General features: G+C 66.1%; 2 protein-coding genes. One reads left to right on the forward strand and one right to left on the reverse strand.

Features of this window, described 5'->3' with window-relative positions; translation table 11 throughout:
* Positions 1–2 precede the first annotated feature (2 nt).
* Entirely contained in the window at positions 3–749 is a 747-nt protein-coding gene (locus tag WA702_RS05680; protein WP_425109555.1) for an SDR family oxidoreductase, read from the forward strand.
* Between the two features lie 254 nt (positions 750–1,003).
* On the opposite strand, the gene WA702_RS05685 is transcribed toward WA702_RS05680, so the two are convergent.
* Positions 1,004–2,045 (reverse strand): thiamine pyrophosphate-dependent enzyme (locus WA702_RS05685; RefSeq protein WP_425109556.1); only part of this gene is annotated, 1,042 nt, incomplete at its 5' end.

Consider the following 2,045-nt stretch of genomic DNA (forward strand, 5'->3'; position numbering starts at 1 on the left):
GCATCGGCAAGGCGCTGTGCGAGGCATTCGCCCGCGCCGGTGCCGCCAAGGTGGTGGTGGCCGATCTCGATGGTGCGGCGGCCCGCGCCACAGCGGGCGCAATCAATGGCGCCGCGTTCGAATGCGACGTCGCCCAGGAAAAGCATGTCCTTCACGTCATCGAGGAGACCGAGCGGCAGTTTGGGCCGATCGCACTGTTTTGCTCCAATGCCGGCGTCGGCGGGGGCTTCGATCCCCTGTCGGTCAATGCCGGCGGCGCCTCGGACGAGCCATGGATGCGGAGCTGGTCGATCCATGTGATGGCCCATGTCTATGCGGCGCGGCATCTGGTGCCGCGCTACAAGGCCCGCGGCGGCGGCTATTTCCTCAACACCATCTCCGCGGCCGGGCTGCTGTCCCAGGTCGGCAGCGCGCCATATTCCACGACCAAGCATGCCGCGGTTGGCTTCGCCGAAAATCTTGCGATCTCGCACAAGGCGGACAACATCAAGGTTTCGATCCTGTGCCCGCAGGGCGTCGACACCGACATGCTGCGCGCGATCCCGAAGGGGCCGCAATCCGGCGACGGCGACCTCACGCCGGAGCAGGTGGCGCAGGACGTCCTGAAGGGACTGGCTGAGGAGAGCTTTCTCATTCTCCCGCATCCGCAGGTGCTCGGCTACATGCGCAAGAAGACCGAGAACTACGATCGCTGGATCAGCGGCATGGCCAAGATCCAGGCCAGAATGCGGGAAGAGTTCGGGAAGTAGGCGGGTAGTTGCGAGACCCGCATACGCTGATCAAGCCCTCGCTGTCATCGCCCGACTTGATCGGGCGATCCAGTATTCCGGAGATGGTCGAGATGACCCAAGAGGGCACGGCGCACTGGACGGCCCGCCTTCGCGCGCGATGATGAACGGCCGTAGGGTGGGCAAAGCGAAGCGTGCCCACCATTCTTTCCGCATTTGCCGAGCGACGGTGGGCACGGCGCTCCGCGCCTTTGCCCACCCAACGCCCCCTCGTTTCAGTGCTTCTGCGCATAGAGCAGGGGCACCGCGGAATCGACCATGACCTCGATGAGGCTGACGCCAACGTGCGCCAGGCCGCGCGCGAGCGCGGACGGTAACTCCGACGCCTTGGTCACACGCACGGCATCGCAGCCCATGCCCTCGGCTAGCTTGACGAAGTCCAGCCCAGGCAGATCGAGGCCGGGCACGTTGCGCACCTGCATGACCTGGCTGAACGAGCGCATCGCGCCATAGCCTGAATTGTTGATGACGACGACCGTGATCGGCAGCTTGCGCTGGGCTGCGGTCCACAGCGCCTGGATCGAGTACATCGCCGAGCCGTCGCCGATCAGGCAGACGGTGCGGCATTCCGGCCTGCCGAGCGCCAGGCCGACCGCGGCCGGCAGGCTCCAGCCGAGGCCGCCGCTGGCCATGGTGTAGAACGAATCCTGGCCGCGCATCGGCATGAATTTCTGCATCGCCGGGCGATGGGAGGGCGCTTCCTCGACCAGCACCGCATCATTGGGCATCGCTGATGACAAGCAACTCAGCAGGTACTCGACGGCGATCGGATCCGACGCCTTCGGTGCGTCCTGCAGCACGCGGCCTTTGGGCGCTGACCGTTTGCTCTCGGGCAGCAGGTCGCGCAGCAGGGTGAGCGCCGGCCGCATGGTCGCGATGATGCTGGTACCGATTGGCGGCACCGACGCAGCTTCGGTATCGTCGGTGATCTGATAGATCGCGGTCGCGCCATCGAAGATCGCAGCGTGCCCTTCGACATGGAAGGTGAACACCGGCGCGCCGATCACGACCACGAGGTCGTACGGCTTCAGCGCGTCGGAGAGCTGCGCCGGCGAGGCGTGCAGGAAGCCGGCAAATTGCGGATGCCGTTCCGGGAACGAGCAGCGCGCCGAGAACGGGCTGACCCAGATGCTGGCCTTGGCCTTCTCCGCCACCTCGACCATCAGATCGACGCATGCGGCGCGATCGACGCCGGGGCCGACCACCAGCGCCGGATGCTTTGCAGCGCCCAGCGCCACGACAAGCTCATCGATCGCG

Origin of the sequence: Bradyrhizobium sp. (assembly GCF_049798375.1) — a bacterium.
Lineage (GTDB): Bacteria > Pseudomonadota > Alphaproteobacteria > Rhizobiales > Xanthobacteraceae > Bradyrhizobium.